The organism is Sphingomonas sp. LR55 (assembly GCF_036856015.1).
Taxonomy (GTDB): Bacteria; Pseudomonadota; Alphaproteobacteria; order Sphingomonadales; family Sphingomonadaceae; genus Sphingomonas.
Map to the genome: position 1 here is coordinate 2,870,694 of NZ_JASPFO010000001.1, position 20,076 is coordinate 2,890,769.

Below are 20,076 nucleotides of genomic sequence, written 5' to 3' on the forward strand. Positions count from 1 at the left end.
GATGACCCGCATGGTGGTGGTGCTGCGGCCGGAGCCCGGCAATACGCGCACCGCGACGGCGCTGCGTACGCTCGGGCTGGAGGTGCGGCAGGTCCCGCTGTTCGCGGTCGTGCCGGTCTATTGGACGCCGCCCAACCCGACCGGGTTCGACGGGCTCTTGCTGACGAGCGCGAACGCGGTGCGGCATGGCGGCACCGGGCTGGACCTGTTCAAGCGGTTGCCGGTCGTCGCGGTTGGTGTCTCGACCGCGGCGGCAGCGAGCGAGGCCGGGTTCGCGGTCGCGGTGACGGGCGGCGAGGATGCGCGCGCGGTAGTGGCCGAGGCGCGTGATCGGGGTTTCGCGCGGTTGCTGCATCTCGCCGGGCGCGAGCGGGCGCCGACCGAGGACGGCGTCGAGGCGGTCACCGTCTACGCGAGCGACGCCGCACCGGTCCCGGCGGACGTCGCGCGGTCGTTCGAGGATACGGTGGTCCTGGTGCATTCCGCCCGCGCCGCAACGCGGCTGGCCGAACTCGTCGATGGCGCCGGCGCGGACCGGTCTCGCATGGCGCTGGTCGCGATCAGCCGAGCGGTCGGCGACGCCGCCGGGACAGGCTGGGGCGCCGTGTCGATCGCGCCCGAACCGAGCGATTCCGCGGTTGTCGCAACCGCTGCTGCGTCTGCGAACACACGCACGATTGACCATCCGGCGCGCGGCGGGGATAAGCACGCCATGAGCGACTACGTGCCTACCGATCGCCCACGGGCACGCGGACCCAAAATGGGCGTCATCCTCGTCCTGGTCGGGCTTGCGTTCGTCGCGGGCCTTGGCCTGATGGCGTATGCGGCCAAGACGGTGCCCTGGTTCGGCTTCACCCATTCGACCGCCGCTTCGACGACCGCGCAGCAAAAGGCTTCGTCGTCCGCGACCGGGTATATCCCGTCGCAGCCACTCGGCCCCGATGGCCAGCCGCAGGCCGCTGCGCCGGTCGATACCGCGGTGCTGGCGACGCGCGAGGCGACGCTGGCGGCGCAATTGACCGCGCTCGAGGCGCGCACCGCGGCGATCACCACCGATGCCAGTGCCGCCGGCGGGCAGGCGACGCGCGCCGAAGGGCTGATGGTCGCGTTCGCGGCAAGACGCGCGCTCGATCGCGGGGTCGGGCTCGGCTATCTCGAGGAGCAGCTTCGCCTGCGCTTCGGCCAGGCGCAGCCGCGCGCGACGATGCTGCTGATCCAGGCCGCGCGCCAACCGGTGACGCTGGAGGACCTCCGCCAGGGCCTCGACACGATCGCGCCCGACATCACGACCTCGACCGGCGAGGGCTGGCTCGACACGATCCAGCACCAGATCGATTCGCTGGTGGTACTGCGCAAGGCCGGCACGCCCTCGCCGATGCCCGCCGACCGCCTCGCGCGCGTTCGCCGGTTGCTCGAAGCGGGGCAGGTCGAGGCGGCAAGGGCGGAAGTGGCGCGCTTGCCCGGGGCGGCGCAGGCCGGCAACTGGATGGATGCCGCCCGCCGCTACGTCACCGCACGCCAGGCGCTCGACGTGATCGAGAACACCGCGCTTATCGGCCAGGCGGGTCAGCCACAACCCGCCCCGGTAGTGATCCCGACGCCGGTTCCCGAGATCGTCGCGCCGGAGACATCCGCGGCGGACGGAGTCTGAGATCTTCGAACGCCAGGCGCAGGTGCCGGCAACTGATCGCTTGATCGGCCAGCCATGCCCTTGGGCGATAGCGCCGCAACAAGCGTCGCTTACGGCGTAGCGGCGACCTTGATCTCGAACAGCGTTGGCCAATATTTGCCCGTCACGAATAGCCGGTTTGCCTTTGCATCCCACGCAATGCCATTGAGCACCGCCTCGGGGTCGGTAGCAGCCACTTCGGCGACCAACGGGCGCAGGTCGACCACTGCCGTGACCTTACCGGTCTTGGGGTCGATACGGACCAGGAAGCCGGTATGCCAGACGTTGGCGAGCAGCGCGCCGTCGACGTATTCGAGCTCGTTGATGTCGCGCAACGGGCGACCGTCGATCGTTACCGCGACGCGCTTGCGTTCGGCAAGTGTCAGCGGATCGCGGAAGATGATGTCGGGGCTGCCGTCGGACTGGAGCAGCGACACGCCATCGCTCGTCAGGCCCCAACCCTCGCCGGTGTAGCGGTTCTGGCTTTTAGGCTTCAACGTGCGGATGTCCCAGCGGTGGGCGATGCCGTCGTGCCAGGTGAGGCTGACCAGTTCGTCCTTCCACAGCGCTAGGCCTTCGCCGAACTGCGCGGGGTCGATTTGCGCCTTCGCCAAGATCTTGCCGTCCTTGAGCGACACGCGGCGGACGTCGGATTGGCGCTCCTGCCCGGTGCTCTCGTAGAGCGCGCCGTCGTGCCAGAGCAGCCCTTCGGTGAATGCGGTGCGGTCGTGCGGATAGCGCGCGACGATCGTCGCCGACAGCACCGGCACGCGCGTCTGCGCAGGCGCGGCGGACGAAAAAGACGATGAAACGAGAACGGCCGGCCCCGCCATAGCGAGACCGGCCGCAATCATTATCCTACCGAACACGGTACGATCAGCGTTCTGGGGCAGCCAGCTATCAGCCGCCTGCGCTCAGGTTCACCGCTGCGTACTTGCCGCGACGATCGACCTCGAGCTCGAACTCGAGCTTGTCGCCCTCGTTCAGCGTCGCCATGCCGGCGCGCTCAACGGCCGAGATGTGGACGAATGCGTCAGGCTGTCCGTCGTCGCGCTGGATGAAGCCAAAGCCCTTCATCGCGTTGAAGAACTTGACCGTACCGGTCGCCTTCTCGCCGGTGAGCTGACGCTGTGCGCCACCTGCACCACCGTCACGGTCGCGATCGCCACCACGGGGCGCGCCCGGGCCGGCATCACGGTCACGCGGCGGGCCGCGATCGGTGACGGCCATCGGCTCGCCGTCGATCTTCAGGTCGGTTGCCGAGATACGGCCACCGCGGTCGACGAGCGTGAAGCCGAGCGGCTGACCCTCGGCGAGCGCGACCATGCCGGCCTGCTCGACTGCGCTGATGTGGACGAACACGTCCTCGCCGCCGTCATCGCGAACTACGAAGCCGAAGCCCTTCTGTGCGTTGAAGAACTTTACGACGCCGGTGCCTTCGCCGACCACCTGGGGAGGCATGCCGCGACCACCGCCGCCGCCGCCACCGCCCGAGAAGCCGCCGCCACCGCCGCCGCCGCGGTAACCACCGCCGCCACCGCCGCTGCCGCCACCGAAGCTGCTGCCGCCGCCGTAGCTGCTGCCACCGCCGCCGCCGTAGCTCGAGCCACCGCCGCCGCCATAGCTGCTACCGCCGCCGCCGAACCGATCGCCGCCACCGCCAAAGCTGCTGCCGCCGCCGAACTCGTTGTCGCCGCCGCCGAAGCTGTCGCGCTTGTCGCGGCCACGCCCGCCACGGTTCCCGCGGCCACCTTTATCGAAACCCATAAGCTCTGTTCGTCTTCCCGGTTCGCCCGCAAATTTCTCAAAACCCTTGTGCCGGACGACGAACGCGGGTTTTCCAGCGCGAAACCTTTTGCGCCTTGAGGAGACCCTTAGCGCAAATTACAAGCCGTCGCGAATAGATTCTTGTCCTACGCCGCGCGATTTGGATCGATACTGGCGCAAGTGTCGCTTGTAAGCCACGGCTCGTCGCAGGTGCGCTAGGCGGGCCATCTTATCGCCCGATTCGACACCACTGCCTATGACTGGGCCATTGAGCGTTCAGCCGCGGACCGCTACGGCCACCGTCATGACAGTTTATCTCCACGAAGGCGACATCCCCGCCGATCTGTTCGCGGCCGGCGCCGCGATCGCCGTCGATACCGAGACGATGGGTCTGATCACTCCGCGCGATCGGCTCTGCCTCGTCCAGCTTTCGGACGGTGGCCCCGACGAGCATCTTGTCCGCTTCGCCGCGGGTGCCGGTTATGACGCGCCCAATCTGAAGGCGCTGCTGGCCGACCCGGCGCGCGTGAAGCTCTACCATTTCGGAAGGTTCGATATCGCCGCCGTCCAGCATTATCTCGGTGTCGTCGCGGCGCCGGTGTATTGCACCAAGATCGCCTCGCGGCTGGTGCGCACCTATACCGATCGCCACGGCCTGAAGGAACTGGTCCGCGAACTGCTCAGCCAGGATATCTCGAAGCAGCAGCAATCGTCCGACTGGGGCAGCCCCGAACTGTCCGACGCGCAGAAGGACTACGCGGCGTCCGACGTGCGCTTCCTTCACCGCTTGCGGACCGAGCTCGACAAGCGACTGATTCGCGAAGGCCGGATGGAGCTCGCGCAGGCGTGCTTCGACTTCCTGCCGACCCGCGCCGCACTCGATCTCGCCGGCTGGCCCGAAATCGACATTTTCGCGCACGCTTGATGGACGTTCCGCCGCCCTCACCCGTCGCCCGCCGCGCACGCACCGCGCGGCAGGACTGGGCTGCGCCCGGTGGCAGCCACGATCGATTCGTGGCGATCGCGCGCGTCGCGCTGCCGACCGCGATCGGCGTGCTGGCGGCGTTCCTGGTGATGGCGCCGCTGACCGCGGGCGGCGACGTGTCGTTCCTGCTCGACAAGAACAAGGTCGACGTCGCGCAGGAGCGGATGAAGATCCAGTCCGCGCGCTATCGCGGCGAGGATTCGAAGGGCCAGTCGTTCACGCTCGATGCGAAGTCCGCGATTCAGAAGAGCTCGGCCGAACCGATCGTCCAGCTCAATCAGCTCGCCGCGCAGATCCAGCTGACCGACGGCCCCGCCAACATCAAGGCGAACACCGGTCGCTACGACATGGACACCGAGAAGGTGCAGCTGTTCGGCCCGCTCAACGCCACCGCGGCGGGCGGCTACGACCTGAAGACCACCAACGCGACGATCGACATGAAGGCGCGCACGCTCGAAAGCGGGGGCTGCGACCGGCACCGTTCAGCAGGGCACGTTCAGCGCGAACAAGCTGCGTGCGAACCTGGAGGAGCGCACCGTGACGCTCGATGGCAATGCGCGCTTGCGGATCATCCCCAGAGGGCCGAAATAGCCGCCATGCGCGCTACCCACATCCTTGCCGGCCTGTCCGCCCTGCTGCTGTCCACGACCGCGGTCGCGCAGCAGGCGCACAATTCCAACGCTCCGATCGATTTCGGCGCGGATCACATCGAGCTGCAGGACAAGGCGAACCGTGCGCTGTTGACCGGTAACGTCGCGGTCAAGCAGGCCGAGATGACGCTGAACTCGGCGCGGATGACGGTCGCGTATACCGGCCAGGTGATCGGCGGGAACCCGCAGGTCTCGCGGCTCGACGCGTCGGGCGGCGTCACGGTCAGGCGGCCCGACCAGACCGCCAAGAGCCAGTACGCGATCTACGACCTCAACAAGCGCGTGATCACGATGCTCGGCGCGGTGACGCTCAACCAGGGCGGCAACGTCGTCAATGGCGGGCGCCTGACGATGAATCTCGACACCGGTCGCGCGGTGATCGACGGCTCGTCGGTCGGCGGCAGCACCGGCGCGACCACCGGTGGCGGCACGGTGACGCAATCGGGCGGACGCGTGACCGGCACCTTCTCGGTCCCCAAGCGCAACTGATCGCTTGAGCGTGTCCGCGGGGGCTTCCCTCCGGCGGCGCGCTCATGCATGTTTCCTGCCAACCTCTTGCCGCCAACCTCCAGCCGGAGCGCCGGCGACTGACTTTTGCGAGGGCCTGATCCCATGGACGCCACCACGCTGCCCCCGATCGAAGCCGTAGAACCGATCTCGGAGCCGCCCGTCAGCAACGGACTTCAGGTCGTCTCGATCGCCAAGTCCTACGACAAGCGCGTCGTGCTGACCGACGTGTCGGTGTCGGTCGGGCGCGGCGAAGTGGTCGGCCTGCTCGGGCCCAACGGCGCGGGTAAGACAACGTGCTTCTATTCGGTGATGGGTCTGGTGAAGCCTGATTCAGGGAGGATCATGCTCGACGGCGAGGACATCACGAAGCTGCCGATGTACCGGCGCGCGATCCTCGGCCTGGGCTATCTCCCGCAGGAAACGTCGATCTTCCGCGGGCTGACGATCGAAAAGAACATCCTGACCGTGCTGGAGCTGTCCGAGCCCGACAAGGCGGCGCGCCAGCGGAAACTCGATACGCTGCTGGAGGAGTTCGGCCTGACCCGGCTGCGTGCGGCACCGGCGATGGCGCTGTCGGGCGGCGAGCGGCGACGTGCGGAAATCGCGCGCGCACTGGCGGCGGATCCGTCGATCATGCTGCTCGACGAGCCGTTCGCGGGCATCGATCCGATCTCGATCGCCGACATTCGCGACCTGGTGAAGGACCTGAAGCGGCGCGATATCGGCGTGCTGATCACCGACCACAATGTCCGCGAGACGCTCGAAATCGTCGACCGCGCGTACATCATCTATGACGGCCGGGTGCTGTTCTCGGGCTCGCCGGAAGAACTGGTCGCCGACGCCAATGTCCGCCGCCTGTATCTCGGCGAAGGCTTCTCGCTTTAAGCTTATGCCGCCCTCCTCCCAGCCCCCACCCCCACCCGTCATCCCAGCGAAAGCTGGGATCTCCCGGTGAGGGCGCGCGCTCTGATCGTGGAAGACCCCAGCTTTCGCTGGGGTGACGGAATTGAGTTGTTCGGCTCTCTGCGGGACTCCCCGGCATGAGCCTCGCCCCCCGCCTGGACATCCGCCAGTCGCAATCGCTGGTGATGACCCCGCAGCTCCAGCAGGCGATCAAGCTGCTGGCGCTGTCGAACCTCGAGATCGAGGGTTTCATCGCCGAGGAAGTCGAGCGCAACCCGTTGCTTGAGGCCAGCGCCGCCGAAGACAGTGACGCCCCCGACCGCGAACCCGCCCCCGAAGCCCGCGACGAACGCGTCGCCGCCGACGAACTCGTCGCGGGCACGGGTAGTGGCGACGAACCGACGCTCGACGTCGACTACGCCACCGAAAGCCACCAGCAGGACAGCGTCGCCGACGGCGGCAGCGGGATGGACGGCGCGCTCTCGATGACCGGCGCGAGCGCGGGCGGTGCCGGCGGCGAGGACGGCCCTGATCTCGACGCGTTCGCGGATACCAGCCTGAGCCTCGCGGATCACCTGCTCGCGCAAGCCGGGCCCGCAATTCCGCACGAGGACGCGTTCATCGCTGCGCACCTGATCGACCAGATCGACGAGGCGGGCTACCTGACCGTGTCGCTGCTCGACATCGCCAACCAGCTTGGCGTGCCGCTGGTCCGTGTCGAGGGCGTGCTGGCGACGATCCAGACGTTCGACCCGACCGGCGTCGGCGCGCGCGATCTTGCCGAGTGCCTTGCATTGCAGGCGCGCGAGGCGGATCGTTACGACCCCTGCATGGCGCGGTTGATCGACAATCTCGACCTGCTCGCGCGTGGCGAACTGACTCGGCTCAAGCGGATGTGCGACGTCGACGACGAGGACATGGCCGACATGATCCGCGAGCTGCGCGGCTATGATCCGAAGCCCGGCTGTCGCTATGGCGGCGAGCCGTCGCAGTCGGTGACCCCCGACCTGTTCGTGGCGCGGACGAAAGCAGGCTGGGCTATCGAGATCAACGCGTCGACTTTGCCGCGCGTGCTGGTCAACCGGAGTTATTACACCGAGTTGTCGGGCGGGCAGCAGGACAAGGCGTCGAAGGCGTGGCTGTCGGACTGCCTCGCGAGCGCGAACTGGCTGGTGAAGGCGCTCGACCAGCGCCAGCGGACGATCATCAAGGTCGCGACCGAGATCGTGAAGCAGCAGGAGGCGTTCTTCCTGAAGGGCGTCGCACATCTCCGCCCGCTGACGCTGCGCCAGGTGGCGGACGCGATCGAGATGCACGAATCGACCGTCAGCCGCGTGACGAGCAACAAATACGTCTCGTGCGCGCGCGGGCTGTACGAGCTGAAATACTTCTTCACGAGCGCGATCCAGTCGGCGGACGGCGGCGAGGCGGTGTCGGCTCAAGCGGTGAAATCCGCAATCAAGGCGCTGATCGATACCGAGGGCGCGAAGATCCTGTCGGACGATACGCTGGTCGAGTTGCTCAACGCCAAAGGCTTCGACATCGCGCGGCGGACGGTCGCGAAATACCGCGAGGCGCTGGGAATCGGCAGTTCGGTGCAACGCCGCCGGGCGAAGGCGCTGGAGGGGTTCGGTAGGCTCCGTCATCCTGGACTTGATCCAGGATCCAGAGCCCCAAAGGACGGCGCCATTGGCTCTGGATCCTGGGTCGAGCCCAGGATGACGGAATGGCTCAGTTGGGCACCTGCCCCGAATCCTCCGCACCCGAAACACTCGCCCCACCCGGCGGCGTCGCACTCCGCGCCTCGCCGACCGCCTGATCGTACCAGCGCGCCAAGTCCGCCTTCATCTGGTGCAGCGCCTCGGGGTTCAGATACGTCATGTGCCCCGCGGGATAATAGCGAAACGCCAAATTCCGCTGCCGTGACGGATCGAGCATCATGTGCCCCAGGTCGTTCTCCGTCCCGAAGAACGGCGTCGCCATGTCGTAATAGCCGTTCATCGACAGCACGTTGAGATACGGATTCTCGCGCATCGCCGCGGCGAGATCGACCGCGGTGTTGGGATTATTCTGCGACTGGCCACCGCGACCCGGCGCGTCGTGCTTCCAGTTCCACGTCCAGCCGGGCGCATCGCGCGCGCTGAGGCGGTACGGCATCTCGGTCTTGTAGCCGAGCGTGTGCGTCACATAGTCGTTGAACGTCGCGATGAACGCGCCGGCGATCGCGGTGTCCGACGCGTCGGTCTCGGGCCGCTCGCCCGCCGCATCGCTGTCGACGCCGGTGTAGCGCGAATCGAACCGCCCGAGCGTCAGGCGCTGATCGCGCAACAATTCCTTCTGGAAGCGGGCGAGATCGATGCGGAGGTTGGCGCGCTTGATGAAGTCGGGCGAGATCCCGATCAACTGGCTCATCCGGGTGGCGACCGCATCGCGTTCCGCGTCCGAGATCGTCTGCCCCTTCGACAACGCCGCCGCGTACGGCCCGGTCGCGAACGCCCGCGCTTCGGCGACGATCGTGGCGACGTCGGCGGGGCGGTTCTGCAGGCGGTTGTGATACCAGGCGCTCGCCGCATAGCTCGGCAGATAGTTGAGATAGATCTCGTCGAGCCCCGGCTGGCGGTAGCCATAGTTCATGATCGACGACAGCAGGACGACGCCGTTCAGCGCCATCCCGCGATCCTGCAACTGATACGCGAGCGCGCCCGACCGGGTGGTGCCGTAGCTCTCGCCGAACAGGAACTTCGGACTGTTCCAGCGGCCGTATTTGGTGGCGTAGCGCAATATGCCCTTGGCGAACGCGTCGGCATCCTCGTCGACGCCGTAGAACGCGGACGGTTTCGTGTCGCCGAGCGGCCGCGAATAGCCGGTGCCGACCGCGTCGATGAACACCATGTCGGTCTTGTCGAGCAGCGTGTCGGGGTTGGGGCCGAAGTCGTACGGCGCGGGCTTGATATATTCGGGGTTGGCGGTGCGCAACCGGACCGGCGCGAACGAGCCCATGTGCAGCCAGAAACTAGGCGACCCCGGCCCGCCATTGTAGAAGAACGTCACCGGCCGCTTGGTCCCGGGCTTCACGCCGTCGAGCGTGTAGCCGGTGTAGAACAGGCTGGCGGTCGGCTTGCCCTCGGTATCGCGCAGCGTCAGCGTGCCGACGGTCGCGGTATAGCCGAGCGACTTGCCACCGACCGTGACGCGGCCCTTCGACTTGACCTCCTGCTCGGCGACCGGCGCGTTGGCGTAGTCCGCCTCCGCCTCGGCCTTCATCCGATCGGCGTTGCTCTCGGACTTGTCCTTCTTCGGCGCGTCCTGCGCGATGGCAGTGGTCGAGAGCGCTAATACCAACAGAGCGGCGAACTTGGTCGAACGGGCCACGGAATATCCTTGCGACAGAAGCAATGCCCTATCCTGCCGCAGCCTCCGCAAAGCGCAAGGCCTCAGTCGTCCTCGTCCTCGAACCCGACCAGCGCCAGCGCGCGCGCCTTGATCTGACGAGTCATGCACCAGTGGACCAGCGCATCCTCGCGGCCGTGCGTCACCCACACCTCCTTCGGTGCGATCTCGGTCAGCGTCGCGGTCAGTTCGTCCCAGTCGGCGTGATCGCTCAGGATCAGCGGCAGTTCGACGTTCTTCTGCCGCGCGCGACCCTCACCCGCATCCAGCCGCTCGCCATCGCGGTGATCGGATCGGGCAGCCGCCGCGACCAGCGATCGTTGAGCGCGCCGGGCGGGCACATCACGACGTGCCCGGCCATATCCGCCTTCTTCGCGTCCGCCACCGGGAGCAGTTCGCCAAGCCGCACGCCATGCTCGGCATACAGGTCGCAAAGCTTTTGCAGCGCGCCGTGGATATAGATCGGCGCCTCATGCCCGCGCTCGCGCAGTTCGGCGATCACGCGCTGCGCCTTGCCGAGCGCATAGGCGCCAACGACGACGCAGCGATCGGGGTTGGCGTGCAGCGCGGCGATCAGCTTGTCGATCTCGTCGCCGGTGTCGGGGTGGCGGAACACAGGAAGGCCGAACGTCGCCTCGGTGATGAAGACATCACATTTGACAGGCTCGAACGGCGTGCAGGTCGGATCCGCGCGGCGCTTGTAATCACCCGAGACGACGATCCGCTCGCCGCGGTAATCGAGCACGATCTGCGCGGAGCCGAGGACGTGGCCGGCGGGGACGAAGCCGATATCGACCTCTCCCATCCGGATCGTCTCGCCATACGCGACCGGGTTGCCGGCTTGTGGGCCATAACGCGCGTCCATGATGGCCAGCGTTTCCGGCGTGGCCCAAACCGCCTCGTGGCCACCACGTGCGTGATCGGCGTGGCCGTGCGTGACGAGCGCCTTCGCGGTCGGGATCGACGGGTCGATCCACGCGTCGATCGGCTTGACGAGGATGCCGTGCGGATGCGGTTCGAGCCAGTCGCCAAGTTTTGCCATGCGGCAGTAACGCGTGACGTAGGGGTGCGGTCCCGTCGGCGGCGTATGCACCGCCCTACGTCGTCATCCCCCGCCAAAGGGAGGATCGATCAGCGCCGACCGCCGACCTTGATCGTCGCGAGGATTGCGTCCATCCGCGCTGCGGCCACCGCCTGGGTCGGTGCGTTGCGGCTCGCGGGGTTCGCCGCCCGTACCGCATAGGTGACGCGGTCGATCGCATAGCAGGCGCCGTTGATGACGCTGCGGAAGTTGGTCGCGTTGACCTGCTGGCTCATGCCCGCATCGCCGTTCGTATAGACCGTCCAGCGGTGGCCGCCGAGCATCCGGTTGGGAAGCCGCTTCGCATGCCCCGAGACCAGTCCTTCGGTGCCGCAGGTCGCCACCACGGCTGCGCTGCGGCTGAAGCCGACCTGGATCATTTCGGTCACCTGGCCCTGGCCATCGGTCGGTTTGGCGACCTGCCAGAAGCGGACGATGCCGACGCCGCGCCCGACCGGGGCGCCATCCCACATCTGTCGCCAGCCGCTGTTCATCAGCGGCCGGCCTGCAAAATTGCGCGTCGGCGTCAGGCTGGAGGCGTAGGACAAGCGGACCATCCCGCCCCCGCCGACGAACGACTTGTTGGCGGCAGTGGCATTGGCGAACGGCAGGAGTGCGAGCAACGGTAGGGGCAGGAGATAACGAAAAAGCGACACCGATCGTCTTTCACAACAGAGCTTTAGCCAAAGTGGCGGTCGTTCCGCACGCGGTCCATAGCGGTGCGGCGCGACGCCCCCATATGACGACGATGCGTGAACAGGCCGTGAGCGACCTCCCTCCCCCTTGGAAAACTGGTTTGCCACACGCGGTTGGCGGCCGCGGCGGCATCAGCTCGAGATGCTCGCCGAGGGCCGCGCGGGGCATCATGCCCTGCTGGTGGCGGCGACCGGCGCGGGGAAGACGCTCGCCGGGTTCCTGCCGACGCTTGCCGAACTGATCGAGGCGCCTACCACGGGCCTGCACACGCTCTACGTCTCACCGTTGAAGGCGCTCGCGGTCGACGTGCAGCGCAACCTGCTGACGCCGATCGACGAGATGGGCGTCGATATCCGCGTCGAGACGCGCACCGGCGACACGCCGTCGGACCGCAAGGCACGGCAGCGGATCAAGCCGCCGCAGATTCTCCTGACGACCCCGGAGTCTCTGTCGCTGCTGCTGAGCTATCCCGACAGCATCACGATGTTCGATAATCTCCGCACGATCGTCGTCGACGAGGTGCACGCGTTCGCGACCGGCAAGCGCGGCGACCTGTTGTCGCTCTGCATGGCACGGTTGCAGACGATCTCGCCGGGGATGCGCCGCGTCGCGCTGTCGGCCACGGTCGCAGATGCGGATGGCTATCGCGCGTGGCTCGCCCCCGACGGCGATATCGACCAGGTCGCGATGGTCCGCGGCGAGCCCGGCGCGGATCCCAACATCGCGATCCTGCTGCCCGAGGGCCGCGTGCCGTGGTCGGGACATTCGGGCCGCTATGCCGCCGCGCAGGTGATGGCCGAGATCGAGGCGCACGAGACCTCGATCGTGTTCTGCAACACGCGGAGTTTGGCGGAGCTCATCTTCCAGGATCTGTGGAAGGTGAATGCGGGAAACCTCCCGATCGGCGTCCACCACGGCAGCCTGGCCAAGGAGGCGCGGCGGAAGGTCGAGAACGCAATGGCGGAGGGGAAGCTGCGTGCGCTGGTAGCTACGTCGAGCCTCGATCTGGGCGTCGACTGGGGCAATGTCGATTGCGTGATCCAGATGGGCGCGCCGAAGGGGTCGTCGCGGCTGTTGCAGCGGATCGGTCGCGCCAACCACCGGCTCGACGAATCGTCGCAGGCGATCGTCGTGCCGGGCAACCGGTTCGAATATCTCGAGGCGCGCGCGGCGCTCGACGCGGTCGAGGCGGGCGAACTCGATGCGGACATTTTTCGCGTCGGCGCGCTCGACGTGCTGGCGCAGCACGTGATGGCGTGTGCGTGCGCGGCACCGTTTCGCGAGGGCGACCTGCTCGAAGAGATCCGCTCTGCGCTCCCCTATTCGGCGCTGCCGACCGAGACGTTCGAGCGCGTGCTGCACTTCATCAGCGACGGCGGCTATTCGCTGAAGGCGTATGACCGATTCAAGCGGCTGACCAAGGACGCGGACGGGACGTGGCGCGTCAGCCACCCCAAATTCATCGGCCAGCACCGGCTGAATGCAGGCATCATCGTCGAGGCGACGATGCTCAACGTGCGGTTCGGCAATGGCCGCGTGCTCGGTCGCGTCGAGGAGGCGTTCGCGGCGCAGTTGAGCCACGGCGACACGTTCTTCTTCGCCGGGCTGAGCCTCGAGGTGATGAAGATCGACCTCGAGGATCTGGTCGTGCGTGCGACGTCGAAGCCCGCGCGGATCCCGACCTATGGCGGCAGCCGGATGCCGCTGTCGACCAACCTCGCTGACCGCGTCCGTGGCTTCCTCGCGCATCCCGGCGACTGGGCGCGCTTCCCCGACGACGTGCGTGAATGGCTGGAGATGCAGGCGTATCGGTCGGTCATGCCCGAGCCCGGCCAGTTGCTGGTCGAGACGTTCCCGCGCGAGGGGCGGCATTACATGGTCGCGTACAGCTTCGAGGGGTGGAACGCGCACCAGTCGCTCGGCATGCTGATCACGCGGCGGATGGAGACGCAGGGGCTCAAACCGCTTGGCTTCGTCGCGAATGACTATGCGCTGGCGGTGTATGGGCTGGAGAAGATCATCGATCCGGCGGCGTTGTTCTCGGCAGATATCCTCGAACACGAGTTCGTCGAATGGGTGCAGCAATCGCATCTGCTCAAACGCGCGTTCCGTGAGGTGGCGGTTATCGGCGGGCTGGTCGAGCGCCAGCATCCGGGCAAGCGCAAGACCGGCAAACAAGTGACGTTCTCGACCGACCTGATCTACGACGTGCTGCGCAAGTACGAGCCGACGCATCTGTTGCTGGAAGCGGCGTGGGCGGATGCGCGGGCACGGATGACCGATGTCGGGCGGCTGGCGTCGCTGCTCGATCGCGCGGCGGCGACGATGGTGCATGTCGATCTGGAGCGCGTGACGCCGCTCGCGGTGCCGGTGCTGACGCTGATCGGGCGCGAGAAGGTGGCCACGAACAGCTCGGACGATGCGCTGCTGATCGAGGCGGAGGCGATGATCGCCGACGCGATGCGGCCGGATTGAGGGGCGGCGGCTGCCCACGTTGAAACACCACCCCGGCGAAGGCCGGGGCCCAATTGGAAAGGTGGCCGTAACGGAGCGCTGCCCTCCATTAGCGACCTCCCCCAATTGGGCCCCGGCCTCCGCTGGGGTGGTAGCGTTTGAGAGGGACGTTCGTCCTTAACAACGGTAGTTGCACGCGCGTGAATTCAGGCGCAGCATTTACAGCATGCACAGGTGTCTAGCCCCACTACTGCTAGCCATCGCCGCCCAGGCCAGCGCCCAGGACGCAGCGCTCCCGCGCACAAATGCTGCACCCCCGCCAAGTGCAGCATCCGCAGCAGAGCCCGACCCCGCCACGCTCCTGTTTGGCGACGACGAAACCCGCATGACGGTACCGGTAACGATCGCCGGCGCCGGCCCCTTCCCCTTCGTCGTCGATACCGGTGCGCAGCGTACCGTCATCGCCCGCGAACTCGCCGCGACGCTCGGCCTTGCCCCCGGCCGGACCGTCCGCGTCACCGGCATGACCGGATCGGACAGCATCGGTACCGTCATCATCCCCTCGCTCAAGGTCAGCGTCATCGGCAGCGCCGCGATCGAGGCCCCTGCGATCAGCGCGATCAACCTCGGCGCGCGGGTTGCTCGGGATCGACATGTTGCAGGATCATGCGGTGGGGATCGACTTCGACACGAAGACGATGACCGTCACCCCCTCCCACAAACGTCAGACTCGCGAACGCGCCGCCCCCGACGAAATCGTCATCCGCGCGCGCAGCCTGTTCGGGCAGCTCGTCGTCACCGACGCCTATTGCAACGGCATCCGTATCCGCGTGATCCTCGACACCGGCACCTCGGTCAGCATGGCCAATGCCGCGCTCCGCCGGAAGGTGACGCGCAAGGGCCTCGGCAGCGCGGGGGCGTCGCAGCCCGTGTCGCTGACCGGCGTCACCGGCGAAACCGTGGTCGCGGATTACACCACGATCGACCGCGTCTCGATCGGCAGCCTGACGCTCGGCGACCTGCCCGTCGCGTTCACCGCGATCGATGCGCCGCCGTTCCGCCAGTTCGGCTTGTCCGAGCGCCCGGCGATGCTGCTCGGGATGGACGTGCTGCAACTGTTCCGCCGCGTCGACATCGACTTTGCCAACCGCGAGGTGCGGCTCACTTTGCCGCGCGGAACACGCCGACGGTGAGCGCCGCGGCGTCGAGGTTGCGTCGGCGCCTGTTCGCTGCAACTCTCTGTACCGGAACGAACAAGGGGACGACGATGCGCGCGACTGGCTGGCTACTCACGGCGGCGATCTTGACCACGCCTGTTACTGCACAGGCGCAATCGCGGCCCGACCAGAAGGCGTTTCTCGGGCTCTACAAGGAGCTGGTCGAGACCAACACGACCATATCCTCCGGCAGCTGCACGCAGGCCGCGGCACAGATCGGCGCGCGGCTGAAGACGGCGGGCTATGCAGACGCCGACGTCACCTATTTCTCGGTGCCGGAGCACCCCAAGGACGGTGGGCTGGTCGCGGTACTGAAGGGATCGGACGCGTCGATCAAGCCGATGCTGCTGCTAGCGCATCTCGACGTGGTCGAGGCCAAGCGCGAGGATTGGGTGCGCGATCCGTTCAAGCTGATCGAGGAAGGCGGCTATTATTACGCGCGGCACCGTCGACGACAAGGCGCAGGCGGCGATCTGGTCCGACGCGATGATCCGCTTCAAGACGTCCGGCTACAAGCCCAAGCGGACGATCAAGCTCGCGCTGACCTGCGGCGAGGAGACGACCTTCGCGTGGAACGGCGCGCAGTATCTGGCGAAGTCGAAGCGCGACCTGATCGCGGCCGAGTTCGCGCTGAACGAGGGCGGCGGCGGGCGGCTCGACGATAACGGCAAGCGCCAGTTGCTCGCGATCCAGGTCGGCGAGAAGGCGGCGCAGAACTACACGTTCCTCGCCACCAACCCGGGCGGGCACAGCTCGCAGCCGATCCCCGAGAACGCGATCTACGAGCTCGCAGATGCGGTGAAGGCAGTCCAGGGCTACGAGTTCCCCGTGAAGTTCACCGACACGACCAAGGCGTTCTTCGCGGCCAGCGCGAAGGCGATGCCGGGCGAGATGGGGGATGCGATCACGAAGCTGCTCGCGAACCCCGAGGACAAGACGGCGGATGCGATCGTCAGTCGCGACAAGGCGATGCATTCGACGCTCAGGACAACGTGCGTGGCGACGTTGCTGAGCGCGGGGCACGCCGAGAACGCGCTTCCGCAGCGCGCGACGGCGAACATCAACTGCCGGATCTTTCCAGGGGAGACGGTGGAGGGCACGCTCGCCAAGCTGAAGGAACTGGCGGGGGCGAAGGTGACGGTGACCGCGAACCAGCCGGTCCGCCCGACCGCGATCCCGCCGACGCTCGATCCGAAGATCATGGGCCCGGTGACCAAGGTCGCGGCGAAGCACTTCCCCGGCCTGCCGATTCTCCCACTGATGTCGACCGGGGCGACCGACGGCATTTTCTTCGAGGCGATCGGAATCCCGGTCTACGGGGCACCCGGCGTCTTCATCGACAAGGACATGGGGGGTATTCATGGCCTCAACGAGCGAATTCGGGTGGCTTCGCTGTACGACGGCCGCGACTACCTCTTCGACTTGGTAAAGGCGTTTGCTGGGTGAACGTCCTTTCCCTCTCCCCTTCGGGGAGAGGGAGGGAGGAGCCTTTAGGCGACGGAAGGGAGAGGGGCGTGAGGCTCGGGACGGTGACTCCCAACGCCCCTCTCCCTTCCCACGGCAAGCGCCGCGGGCCCCTTCCCTCTCCCCGGAGGGGCGAGGGAGTTTTGTTAGCCGGGATTATCTGTTCGGGTTGGTGAAGGCGTTCGCTGGGTAACGAGGCCTTCCCTCGCCCCTTCGGGGAGAGGGAGGGAGGAGCCGCAGGCGACGGAAGGGTGAGGGGCTTGGGGCTCGAGACCGTGCGTCCCAACGCCCCTCTCCCTTCCCACGGCAAGCGCCGCGGGCCCCTTCCCTCTCCCCGTAGGGGCGAGGGAGTACGCGCTAACCGTCCGCCCCGCTTTCGGCTTACACCGTGACCTGTTCGCCTAGTTCCAGCACCTTGCCGGGGGGATCTTCAGGAAGTCGGTGGGGTCGCTGGCGTTGCGCTGGAGGAACAGGAAGATCCGGTCCTGCCAAGGCGGCATGCCCTTTTCCGCGTCGGGCTTCAGCGTGTTGCGGCCGATGAAGAACGAGGTGCGCATCGGGTCGAGCCCGAGTTGCTCGGTCTTGTTGCCGACGCCGAGATCGCGCGGCACGTCGGGGGATTCCATGAAGCCGTAGGTCAGCACGACGATCGAGAAATTGTCGTCGACGCGTTCCACCTTTGCACGCTGGGACTCCTCGACGAACGGCCGATCCGCGGTGCGGATGCTGACGATCAGGTTGCGCTCGTGGAGCACCTTGTTGTGCTTGAGGTTATGCAGCAGCGCGCCCGGCGTCGCATGCGGGTTGCCGGTCAGGAACACCGCGGTGCCCGAGACGCGTTCGGGCGGGCGCTTTTCCAGCGCGGAAGCAAGATCGCTGAGCGGGATGCTCTGGCGCTTCTCGAACGCGCTGACGATTTTCTTGCCACGCACCCAGGTGAAGATGATCAGCCCGATCGCGGCGGCGATGACCAGCGGCACCCAGCCACCCTCGATCACGCGGAGGATGTTGGCGCCGAAGAAGATCAGGTCGAGCGTCAGGAACGGCAGGATCGCCGCCAGGGCAAGCGGGCGCGACCAGTTCCAGCGATGACGGACGACGATGTAGGCGAGCAAGGTGGTGACGACCATCGTGCCGGTCACCGCGATGCCGTACGCGGCCGCCATCGCCGACGACGTCTTGAACTGGATCACCAGCACCAGCACGCCGATCAGCAACAGCCAGTTGATCGCCGGGAGGTAGATCTGACCGGCGAACACCGCCGACGTCTGGCGGATGCGCAGGCGTGGGAGCAGCCCGAGCTGGATCGCCTGTTGCGTCAGCGAGAACGCGCCGGTGATGACCGCCTGGCTGGCGATGACGGTCGCGAAGCCGGCGAGGATGATCAGCGCGGGGCGCAGCGATTCGGGCGCCATCAGGAAGAACCAGTCCTGATTGACGAACGGCACGCCGCGCGCCGCCGCATCCTCGAGCCGCGACAAGGCGAATGCGCCCTGCCCCAGGTAATTGAGCGCGAGCGCCGGGAAGACGAGGAAGAACCAGCCGATGCGGATCGGCAGCTTGCCGAAATGGCCCATGTCCGCGGTCAGCGCCTCGGCGCCGGTAACGGTCAGGAACACGGCGCCGAGCACGAACAGGCCGGTAACGCCGTGCGTGGCGAGGAACGAGATGCCGTAGGTCGGCAGGAACACGCGGACGATCGAGGGCTCGTCGGCGATGTGCCAGATGCCGAGCGCGCCGATCGCCACGAACCAGAGGATGCAGACCGGGCCGAACAGCTTAGATACCTGCGCCGTGCCGCGCGACTGGATCAGGAACAGCCCGATCAGGATACCGATCGTCAGCGCGCGGACGACGCCTTCGTTGAAGATGTGTGCGGCGCTGGGGATGGTCCGCAGGCCCTCCATGGCGGACAGCACCGACAGCGCCGGGGTGATGATCGCATCGCCGTAGAACAGCGACGCGCCCGCCGCGCCGAGCACGATCGCGATCCGTGACCGCATGCCGAGCGCACGCCGGGCAAGCGCGGCGAGCGCGAGTACCCCGCCTTCGCCCTGGTTGTCGGCGCGCATCAGGAAGATGACGTATTTGACGGTGACGACGAGGAACAGCGACCACAATGCGAGACTGAGCACGCCGAGGATCTCGGTCGGATCGATGCCGCCTGCGGACGTCTGGCCGAGCGCCTCGCGGAACGCATAGAGCGGGCTGGTGCCGATATCGCCGAACACCACGCCGATCGCGCCGACGGTTAAGGCGGCGAGGGCGGGGTGCGGATGCAGATGCGCCGCCGACAGATCGCCAGGCGTTTCCGGTACAGCGGCAGTTTGGGGTGTTCCGGCGACGGACGTCATGGCGCGAAGAGCGCTCCTCCTGAGGGGACGGCGCGCTTTACGCCGATTGGGGGCATGCGCAAGCCCCACCCGGTTCGCGCCGATGACGGGTTGATTCGGCAAGGCGGGGGCGGCATGGCGGGCGGATGGTTCCCTTTTCGTTCGGCGGGCATGCGCTTCTGGCGTTGGCGCAAGGCGCGCTGTTCTGGCCGGAGCGGCGTGCGCTGCTGGTCGCCGACCTGCATTTCGAGAAGGCGAGCTGGTTCGCCAAGCGTGGCCAGATGCTGCCGCCGTATGATTCGATCGCGACGTTGGCCGATCTTACCGCGCTGGTCGCCGCGACTGGCGCGCGCGAAGTCTGGTGCCTGGGCGACAGCTTTCACGACAGCGACGGGTGCGAGCGATTGCCGCAGCGCGCGCAGGACATGCTGCGGGCGATGACCGATGGGACGCGGTGGACGTGGATCACGGGCAATCACGATCCGGCTATCCTCGATCGGTGTGGCGGGGAGGTGGTGGACGAGGTGGTCGTCGACGGGCTGGTGCTGCGGCATGAAGCGGACCGGGCGGAGACGCGACCGGAACTGTCGGGGCATTTCCATCCGAAGCTCCGGCTGCGGGTGCGGGGGAAGTCTGTTGCGCGGCGGTGTTTCGTGGCGACGGCGATTAAGCTGATATTGCCGGCGTTCGGGTCGCTGACTGGCGGGCTGGATGTGGACCATCCTGAGATCGTGCGCGCGGTTGGGGTAGGCGCCGAGGCTATGGTGCCGGTGGCGGACCGGATGCTGCGGTTCCCGGTTGCTGCCTGACGCTTGTCGCTGATCAGATAAAAGGCCACCACCCCGGCGAAGGCCGGGGTCCAATTGCGAGCGTTTTATAACGGAGGTTAGGCCGCCGTTACTTCGACCTTTCCAATTGGGCCCGGCCTCCGCCGGGGTGGTGGCTCTGACAGCAGGT

General features: G+C 67.1%; 11 protein-coding genes and 5 pseudogenes. 10 read left to right on the plus strand and 6 right to left on the minus strand.

Going from position 1 to position 20,076, the window contains the following annotated elements:
- Nucleotide 1 precedes the first annotated feature (1 nt).
- Nucleotides 2-1,651, plus strand: a complete 1,650-nt coding sequence (locus tag QP181_RS13730; protein WP_333928878.1) for a uroporphyrinogen-III synthase — start codon at nt 2-4, stop codon at nt 1,649-1,651.
- Between the two features lie 89 nt (nt 1,652-1,740).
- Here QP181_RS13730 and QP181_RS13735 read toward each other — a convergent pair whose 3' ends face one another.
- Both QP181_RS13735 and QP181_RS13740 read right to left on the minus strand, forming a co-directional pair.
- Nucleotides 1,741-2,523 carry a glutaminyl-peptide cyclotransferase gene (locus QP181_RS13735; protein ID WP_333928879.1) on the minus strand — a complete coding sequence of 261 codons (783 nt, stop codon included), beginning with the start codon at nt 2,521-2,523 and terminating at the stop codon, nt 1,741-1,743.
- Between the two features lie 46 nt (nt 2,524-2,569).
- Entirely contained in the window at nt 2,570-3,436 is an 867-nt protein-coding gene (locus QP181_RS13740; protein ID WP_132734722.1) for a cold-shock protein, read from the minus strand.
- A gap of 304 nt (nt 3,437-3,740) precedes the next feature.
- Between QP181_RS13740 and QP181_RS13745 the strand changes: the two genes are divergently transcribed.
- From QP181_RS13745 to rpoN, 4 genes and pseudogenes are all read left to right on the plus strand, one after another.
- Nucleotides 3,741-4,361, plus strand: a complete 621-nt coding sequence (locus tag QP181_RS13745; RefSeq protein WP_333928880.1) for a ribonuclease D — start codon at nt 3,741-3,743, stop codon at nt 4,359-4,361.
- A 656-nt stretch (nt 4,362-5,017) separates the two neighbouring features.
- Nucleotides 5,018-5,560: an LptA/OstA family protein gene (locus tag QP181_RS13750; RefSeq protein WP_132734728.1), complete on the plus strand. Its 543-nt coding sequence runs from the start codon at nt 5,018-5,020 to the stop codon at nt 5,558-5,560.
- A gap of 123 nt (nt 5,561-5,683) precedes the next feature.
- Nucleotides 5,684-6,466, plus strand: a complete 783-nt coding sequence (lptB, locus tag QP181_RS13755) for an LPS export ABC transporter ATP-binding protein (RefSeq protein ID WP_056474335.1) — start codon at nt 5,684-5,686, stop codon at nt 6,464-6,466.
- Nucleotides 6,467-6,621: 155 nt separating this feature from the next.
- Nucleotides 6,622-8,112 (plus strand): annotated as a pseudogene (gene rpoN, locus QP181_RS13760) (RNA polymerase factor sigma-54); the annotation flags it as partial.
- Nucleotides 8,113-8,215: 103 nt separating this feature from the next.
- Here rpoN and QP181_RS13765 read toward each other — a convergent pair.
- From QP181_RS13765 to QP181_RS13775, 3 genes and pseudogenes are all read right to left on the minus strand, one after another.
- The gene (locus tag QP181_RS13765; protein WP_333928881.1) at nt 8,216-9,856 is read right to left on the minus strand and encodes a S10 family peptidase; all 1,641 of its coding nucleotides are present in this window, start codon (nt 9,854-9,856) and stop codon (nt 8,216-8,218) included.
- A gap of 62 nt (nt 9,857-9,918) precedes the next feature.
- Nucleotides 9,919-10,916 (minus strand): annotated as a pseudogene (locus QP181_RS13770) (ligase-associated DNA damage response exonuclease).
- A gap of 89 nt (nt 10,917-11,005) precedes the next feature.
- Nucleotides 11,006-11,611, minus strand: coding sequence for a hypothetical protein (locus tag QP181_RS13775; protein ID WP_333928882.1), 606 nt, complete (start codon nt 11,609-11,611; stop codon nt 11,006-11,008).
- Between the two features lie 127 nt (nt 11,612-11,738).
- Here QP181_RS13775 and QP181_RS13780 point away from each other — a divergent pair, with 127 nt between their 5' ends.
- From QP181_RS13780 to QP181_RS13795, 4 genes and pseudogenes are all read left to right on the plus strand, one after another.
- Complete coding sequence (locus QP181_RS13780; RefSeq protein WP_333928883.1) at nt 11,739-14,126, plus strand: ligase-associated DNA damage response DEXH box helicase; 2,388 nt, start codon at nt 11,739-11,741, stop codon at nt 14,124-14,126.
- Nucleotides 14,127-14,490: 364 nt separating this feature from the next.
- A pseudogene (locus tag QP181_RS13785) lies at nt 14,491-14,637 on the plus strand (aspartyl protease family protein); the annotation flags it as partial.
- A gap of 106 nt (nt 14,638-14,743) precedes the next feature.
- On the plus strand, nt 14,744-15,298 hold the full coding sequence (locus QP181_RS13790) for an aspartyl protease family protein (RefSeq protein WP_333929642.1): 555 nt from the start codon (nt 14,744-14,746) through the stop codon (nt 15,296-15,298).
- 74 nt (nt 15,299-15,372) lie between these two features.
- Nucleotides 15,373-16,768 (plus strand): annotated as a pseudogene (locus tag QP181_RS13795) (M20/M25/M40 family metallo-hydrolase).
- A 399-nt stretch (nt 16,769-17,167) separates the two neighbouring features.
- On the opposite strand, the pseudogene QP181_RS13800 reads toward QP181_RS13795, so the two are convergent.
- Nucleotides 17,168-19,140, minus strand: a pseudogene (locus QP181_RS13800) (potassium transporter Kup).
- A gap of 125 nt (nt 19,141-19,265) precedes the next feature.
- Between QP181_RS13800 and pdeM the strand changes: the two are divergent.
- Nucleotides 19,266-19,928, plus strand: coding sequence for a ligase-associated DNA damage response endonuclease PdeM (gene pdeM / locus QP181_RS13805; protein ID WP_333928884.1), 663 nt, complete (start codon nt 19,266-19,268; stop codon nt 19,926-19,928).
- The last annotated feature ends 148 nt before the right edge of the window (nt 19,929-20,076 follow it).

What these genes read in the sequence shown, in the direction of transcription:
- QP181_RS13730 (WP_333928878.1), top strand. Translation starts at nt 2, where the DNA reads ATGACCCGCATGGTGGTGGTGCTGCGGCCGGAGCCCGGCAATACGCGC.
- pdeM (WP_333928884.1), top strand. Translation starts at nt 19,266, where the DNA reads ATGGTTCCCTTTTCGTTCGGCGGGCATGCGCTTCTGGCGTTGGCGCAA.
- QP181_RS13745 (WP_333928880.1), top strand. Translation starts at nt 3,741, where the DNA reads ATGACAGTTTATCTCCACGAAGGCGACATCCCCGCCGATCTGTTCGCG.
- QP181_RS13735 (WP_333928879.1), bottom strand. Translation starts at nt 2,523, where the DNA reads ATGATTGCGGCCGGTCTCGCTATGGCGGGGCCGGCCGTTCTCGTTTCA.
- QP181_RS13740 (WP_132734722.1), bottom strand. Translation starts at nt 3,436, where the DNA reads ATGGGTTTCGATAAAGGTGGCCGCGGGAACCGTGGCGGGCGTGGCCGC.
- QP181_RS13750 (WP_132734728.1), top strand. Translation starts at nt 5,018, where the DNA reads ATGCGCGCTACCCACATCCTTGCCGGCCTGTCCGCCCTGCTGCTGTCC.
- lptB (WP_056474335.1), top strand. Translation starts at nt 5,684, where the DNA reads ATGGACGCCACCACGCTGCCCCCGATCGAAGCCGTAGAACCGATCTCG.